This is a genomic window from Synechococcus sp. R5-12 (assembly GCF_047502655.1).
Classification (GTDB): Bacteria; Cyanobacteriota; Cyanobacteriia; order Thermostichales; family Thermostichaceae; genus Thermostichus.
In genome coordinates, this window is sequence record NZ_JANSIM010000199.1 from 1 (window position 1) to 5,530 (window position 5,530).

Annotated in this window: 7 protein-coding genes; 4 read left to right on the plus strand and 3 right to left on the minus strand. The window is 59.7% G+C overall.

The annotated features are described in order from the left end of the window. Nucleotides 1–72 precede the first annotated feature (72 nt). The gene (locus NW843_RS10570; RefSeq protein WP_011431942.1) at nucleotides 73–600 is read right to left on the minus strand and encodes a hypothetical protein; all 528 of its coding nucleotides are present in this window, start codon (nucleotides 598–600) and stop codon (nucleotides 73–75) included. 98 nt (nucleotides 601–698) lie between these two features. Between NW843_RS10570 and NW843_RS10575 the strand changes: the two genes are divergently transcribed. Continuing rightward, the gene (locus tag NW843_RS10575) at nucleotides 699–821 is read left to right on the plus strand and encodes a hypothetical protein (protein WP_414522913.1); all 123 of its coding nucleotides are present in this window, start codon (nucleotides 699–701) and stop codon (nucleotides 819–821) included. Nucleotides 822–962: 141 nt separating this feature from the next. Here NW843_RS10575 and NW843_RS10580 read toward each other — a convergent pair whose 3' ends face one another. Together NW843_RS10580 and NW843_RS10585 are read right to left on the minus strand one after the other, a co-directional pair. Then, nucleotides 963–2,915, minus strand: a complete 1,953-nt coding sequence (locus NW843_RS10580; protein WP_414522916.1) for a bifunctional metallophosphatase/5'-nucleotidase — start codon at nucleotides 2,913–2,915, stop codon at nucleotides 963–965. A gap of 212 nt (nucleotides 2,916–3,127) precedes the next feature. Continuing rightward, nucleotides 3,128–3,481 (minus strand): MGMT family protein, encoded by a 354-nt coding sequence (locus tag NW843_RS10585; RefSeq protein ID WP_414329999.1) that lies wholly within the window; start codon nucleotides 3,479–3,481, stop codon nucleotides 3,128–3,130. Nucleotides 3,482–3,542: 61 nt separating this feature from the next. Between NW843_RS10585 and NW843_RS10590 the strand changes: the two genes are divergently transcribed. The 3 genes from NW843_RS10590 to ndk all read left to right on the plus strand — a co-directional run bounded on the left by NW843_RS10590 (nucleotide 3,543) and on the right by ndk (nucleotide 5,313). Then, the gene (locus NW843_RS10590; protein WP_414522914.1) at nucleotides 3,543–4,055 is read left to right on the plus strand and encodes a hypothetical protein; all 513 of its coding nucleotides are present in this window, start codon (nucleotides 3,543–3,545) and stop codon (nucleotides 4,053–4,055) included. A 49-nt stretch (nucleotides 4,056–4,104) separates the two neighbouring features. Further along, nucleotides 4,105–4,776 carry a HupE/UreJ family protein gene (locus tag NW843_RS10595; protein WP_414522915.1) on the plus strand — a complete coding sequence of 224 codons (672 nt, stop codon included), beginning with the start codon at nucleotides 4,105–4,107 and terminating at the stop codon, nucleotides 4,774–4,776. 87 nt (nucleotides 4,777–4,863) lie between these two features. Continuing rightward, entirely contained in the window at nucleotides 4,864–5,313 is a 450-nt protein-coding gene (gene ndk / locus NW843_RS10600) for a nucleoside-diphosphate kinase (protein ID WP_011431937.1), read from the plus strand. Nucleotides 5,314–5,530 lie beyond the last annotated feature (217 nt).

Consider the following 5,530-nt stretch of genomic DNA (forward strand, 5'->3'; position numbering starts at 1 on the left):
TTTTCAGTATAGTTGAGCTTATTATTGACTAGAGTCATGCTCCCTTGATTTTAGTCCCTGCTGTCTGCCCCCTCAGGTTTCGGGCGGATACTTGGGGGGATCCCCGAAGATGATGCGATAGCCGATGTACGCCACCCCCAACAGCCCTGCCAGGATCCACAAGAAAGCCGAAAAGGGCATGTAGGAAAAAAAGACAAGATAAACCCGGCGACTGAGCCAAGAAAAAATAAGATAGACTGCCGCCAAAATGCCGATCCCTTGCAAGGTGCGAAAAGCCGGCACCCGCGAGAGAGGCATGCGCTGCCGCGCCACCCAGATGGAGCTAAGAAAAGTCCAGGGAGGCACCAGCAGCAAGAACATATCCGCCTGCTTCACCACCGCCTGCCAGCCGGCGGTGTTGGTGGCATAGGCCAAGTAGCCCGCCCAGAGGACAAGAGTTACCGCTCCCAAGCCGATACTTAAGCTGAGCAAAAAAGGCTCCTCCCATTGGCCTGGGATCCAGTCGCAGAGAACCCAAACCACCCAAGGGGTGGCAAAGAGCAAAAGCGCAATGGCTAAGCCATTGGCGTTGAGCTGGGTAAAAAACGTCTCCAGAGTCATGAACAGCAAAAGGAGCGAACGTCACCCTTGATGGTAATGATTCCTCCTTCAATCTGCAATTCGATTCGTATACAGAATCCATGAATTTGTTGGGAGCAATGCCCAAAAGGTTCACAGCCCGTCCGGGCATTCGTGTAAGCCTTGCCAAGCAACAACAGCAGGGATGGAAGTGGGAAAAAGAAAAGGGATCCTTGACACTGGCCAGGGATCCCTTCCTGTAGTCTTTCCTAAAAAGCTCAAGACATTTTCTATGGCGTTGCTGAGGGAATTAACCCAAGCCACTCTCCCCTTTTGCAAGAAGTGAGTCTGGCATCGGAATCCCTACTCCTCCGGATCCATCCGCCTCAGTCCATTAACCCAATCTACAGCCCTTGCAGCACCGTATCTGGGCGGGCCGACAGATTCTGGATGCGGGTATCCTGGGCAGGCGGGGTGTCTGCTTGGGTGAACACGCCGATCTGCCGCAAATACCGAGCCAAGGCATCTTGCTCGCTGCCGGGGGTGTCGAAGGTAATGCCAGAGCTGGGGGCCAAGTTGACCCGGTTGGGGTTAGACAGGCGAGGGAAGGGATAGTCATCCCCACCATTGGCCAAGAAGTCCAGGGTCACCAGGCGGAAGGTGCGTCTGGGATCCCCTTGCACTTGGCCGTTGCGCACCACCACATCCCGACCTGTGGGCGTATCCACCCGCAAGGAGAGGACGCGGGATCCCGGTGGCCGCGAGGGATCAAAGCTAAAGGCAAAGCCGCCAATTTGGGGGAAGCGGCCCGGCGTAGCTCCCGGCTGGGTTTGCGCCACCCCGTGTTCCACTATCTGCTTCAGTTCCTCAGCGGTGACGGTCAACAGAGAGAGGCCGTTGTTAAAAGCAAGGGCCGTTTCGATGTCCAGCTGAGAGATTTGACCGGACTGCTTGCCGGCTTCAGGGTTAGCCACCGGTGGGATCCGCCGCACCGGCTCGCCGCCGCCACCCCCTGTGGTAGCTCCGATGGGAGCGCGAATGCCGCCACCATTTTTCAGGGAGATGACCGTAGAAGGATCAACCGTTCTGGCGTAGGCCAGGTTGGCATCGGCAGTGAGGTTGCCCAGGTTGGTTTCCTCAGTGCGCACCTCTGCCCGCAGGCCGTTGAGAAATTGGGTGGTGGAGCCGAAGGTGCGGCCATCTTTGGTGCGGATGATGTTGCCAATTTCGTTGGCTATCCGCACTACGTCGGGATTGGGGGTGCCCCTGACGGCTGCTACCCCTTGGTCGTCGGCGGCATAGGCACCGCTGACCGGATCGATGCGGGCAATAACCCCGTTGGCGTCAAAGCTGACCACCAGGCGGCCCACGTAGCGATAGTTGGAGCCGGTGTTGACCACCGCCACCGGTTGACCACTGGCAGAGGAGCGCAAGATGGGGTAGTCACCCGTGCGGGTATCGGGCAAATCGGTGCGCAGGCGGTCGGTGGGCTTGGCAATCACCCGGTGGGATCCCCCGGCAATGATGATGTCCACATTTCGCAATTGGCTGGCTAGGCTCACCTCGTTTTGCAACTGCTGCAGGTGGGCCAGGAGGATAATTTTGTTGATGCCTTGGGCAGTGAGTTGATCGACAAAGCCCTGGATCAGGGCAGCACTTACCTGGTCGGTGTCGTCCACTCTGCCTTCCACCCTCACCTCTGGGCCGGGGCTGGAAATGGCAGCCAAGCGAGTGGTGGTGGCTCCCACCAAGCCAATTCGCTGCCCTCCTACGGTAATCACTGCTGTCTTGGCAATTCTGCCTCGAATGGAGCTGGCCTCTTGGCCATCGGCGGCAAAGTCAGCGCTGGCCAATTCCCCGGTGCCGCTGAAGCTGAGGTTGGCGCTCAGATAGGGAAAACGAGCCCCAGCGTAGCCGCGGCCCGTGTCGGGCCGAATTAGATCGCGAATCTGGCGCGTGCCTTGGTCGAACTCGTGGTTGCCGAAGGCAGCCGCCTCAAAGCCAATGGCGTTGATGATCTCGATATCGGCTTTGCCAGGGGTGAGGTTGTAACGGCCTTGCAGAGACCGATCCGTGCTGGCGTTGTAGAAGGGGCTGGGGATATAGTTGTCCCCACTGGAGAGCACCACCGTGTTGGGAAATTGGGGGCGCAGAGCATTCACCACCGCCGAGAAGCGCGGCGCATCTTGTACGGCAGCTATCGAGGCTTCCAAGTCGCTGGCATGTAGGATTTGCAGGGTAAAAGCGGGCGGCTGAGTCGAGAGGGCCACATTGGGATCCGAGGCGATAAACCCAGCCCCTCCGCCGGTTGGGGGAACCGAGCTGCTGCTACCGCAGGCGCTGGCCAGGCTCAGCACCAAACACCACAACCCGACCCACAGGGACCTGGCCAGAGGGTTCAGCCAATCCGGGAGCCATCTCTTGGCAGGGGCAGACCCTCGAGCACGGCAAGCTGGTTTCATGACAATTCCTTCACTCCATCCACAAGAGAGGACGCATCCGCGTTCACGTTACCAGGGGTGGGATGGGGGTTTCGTTATGGCCTGTCTAAGGTTAGGTCAAGCCTAGGTTAAACTTCCCCTGGATCCCAGCCAAATTGTTGCAAGTCCACCTGGCCCTCGGCGTCGAAGTGGATCCCTTCGGCTTGCAGCAGCGCTTTCTGCAGGTCGTCGTAGCCCAGGCGAAAAGGGGAGTAGGAAATGCAGCCCTGGGCGTTGATCACCCGGTGCCAAGGGATGTCGGTGTTTTGGCCTTGCAGGCGAAACAAAGCATAGCCCACCTGGCGAGCATAGCCGGGGTAACCGGCAACCCGCGCCACCTGCCCATAGGTGGCCACTCGGCCCGGCGGGATCCGCCGCACCACTTCGTAAAAGCGCTGGTAGAGGCTAGTAGATGGAGCGCTAGTGGAGCCAGACTGGGTCACAGGGATCCTCGCCCAAACTTGGCAGACAATGAAGTACGGAACTGATTGGCTCTCCGCATCCATGAGCTATTTGATCGCGGTACTGCCGGATCGTATGGCCGCTGAGGCGGCCTACAGCGCCCTGGAGCGAGCGGGCTTCCCGCTAGAGCGATTGCACCTACTGGGGCGAGGCTACAAAACCGCCGATGAGTTTGGGCTGATCGATCCGGCCCGAGCCGCCCGCCGTCAGATGCAGCGTTTGGCCATTTGGTTGGTGCCCTTTGGCTTTTTGGCTGGGGTGGGGTTCAGCGTTTTGAGTGGTTTGGATACCTTTGCCTGGGCGGGACCTATAGGCAACCACCTGATCGGCGGCCTATTGGGCGCGATGGGCGGGGCCATGGGCAGCTTTTTCGTCGGCGGCGGAGTGGGCTTGTCCAGTGGCTCAGGCGATGCCTTGGCTTACCGCAACCGCCTAGACGCAGGCAAGTATGTGCTCATTGTGGAAGAAGAGAGCGAGCCCCGCATCCGCGAAGCCACGCGGATTTTGCGCCAGTTTGAGCCGGAAAATCTGCAAGGGTACAGAGAGCGCCCCTAGACTGGGAGATCTGGGCAGCTATTGAGAGAACTCAGGGAGGTCCAAAAGCATGTCTTGGCTGTGGCAGCAAGTCCCATCGCCGCTTGGGCAGTCGCGGAAGGAAGGGATCCCCAGCTTTGCCGCTGCTGGGGGTGCACTGGCAGTTACGGGGTTTTTTTCGCCGGCTTTTGCCCACCACGCCCTGGGAGGGAAACTGCCTGCAACGGCCTGGGAGGGATTTCTCTCCGGGCTGGCTCACCCTGTCATTGGCTTGGATCACCTGGCCTTCGTCGTGGCCATCGGTCTTGTGGCGGCGGGGCAGCCCTGGCGCTACGGGATCCCGCTGGGCTTTGTGCTAGCGGGTCTGGTGGGCACTGGGATCCACCTGGCCGGCTGGGATCCCCTGGGACTGACGGAGCTGGCCATTGCCTCTTCCGTGGTTCTCTTCGGCTTGCTGCTGGTGCAACCGCGGCAGATCCCAAGTTGGCTCTTGCTAATAGGGGGATCCCTGGCGGGGCTATTCCATGGCTATGCCTACGCCGAAACCATTGTCGGCGCCCAACCCATGCCTTGGGTGGGATATCTACTGGGGTTGAGCACCGTCCAGTATGGGGTAGCTCTCCTGGCCCTTTGGGCAGCAGAACGCTGGGGGTTGCGGATCCCTGGCTTAACTCGCTGGGCCGGCTGGGCGATTACAGTGGTGGGGGCTGCCTTCCTGACCTTGGCAGTGGTGGGCGCGTAAAAAGCGCTAATTTTGCTCCCTTGCGCTTGGGATCCCCGATCCGGTACAAGGATAGCGGTGAAGATCTGTAAAACGAGGGGAGATCCCATGGAGCGCACCTTTATTGCCATCAAGCCAGACGGCGTGCAGCGGGGGCTGGTGGGCACCATCATCCAGCGCCTGGAGAGCCGGGGCTACCAATTGGTGGGCCTGAAGCTGGTGCAAGTGAGCCAAGAGCTGGCGGAAGCCCATTACGCCGAACACAAGGAGCGCCCCTTCTTCCACAGTTTGGTGAAGTTCATTACCTCGGGGCCGGTGGTGGCTATGGTCTGGCAGGGCAAAGGGGTGATTGCTGCCGCCCGTAAGCTCATCGGCAAGACCAACCCCCTGGAGGCAGAACCGGGCACCATTCGCGGCGATTTTGGCATCGACATTGGCCGCAACCTCATTCACGGCTCCGATGGAGTTGAAACCGCGCAGCGGGAGATCGCCCTTTGGTTCGATGAGTCGGAATTGGTGAGCTGGACACCGGTTGCCCAAAGCTGGATTTATGAGTAGGTACTTGCTGCAGGCAAGGGGTAGTCGTGTTCGCAGGTTCCAGACCGGAAGTAGTGCAGAGCGCTAGGGCCGTGTTTCGAACTGGCTTCGGCTGGCCGCAAGCGGCTCTGTTGGAAGTGCCTTGAACCACCCCTTCTCTGCCAAAACTCGAGCGGCAAGCAGGATCTGTTTGCTAGTAAACTACCCGACCCTGACTGCTTCGCAGTACAGGGCGGGC

Bases quoted from the DNA above. Each gene is read 5' to 3' on its own strand.
- NW843_RS10595 (WP_414522915.1), top strand. From the start codon at position 4,105: ATGTCTTGGCTGTGGCAGCAAGTCCCATCGCCGCTTGGGCAGTCGCGG.
- NW843_RS10570 (WP_011431942.1), bottom strand. From the start codon at position 600: ATGACTCTGGAGACGTTTTTTACCCAGCTCAACGCCAATGGCTTAGCC.
- NW843_RS10575 (WP_414522913.1), top strand. From the start codon at position 699: ATGCCCAAAAGGTTCACAGCCCGTCCGGGCATTCGTGTAAGCCTTGCC.
- NW843_RS10590 (WP_414522914.1), top strand. From the start codon at position 3,543: ATGAGCTATTTGATCGCGGTACTGCCGGATCGTATGGCCGCTGAGGCG.
- ndk (WP_011431937.1), top strand. From the start codon at position 4,864: ATGGAGCGCACCTTTATTGCCATCAAGCCAGACGGCGTGCAGCGGGGG.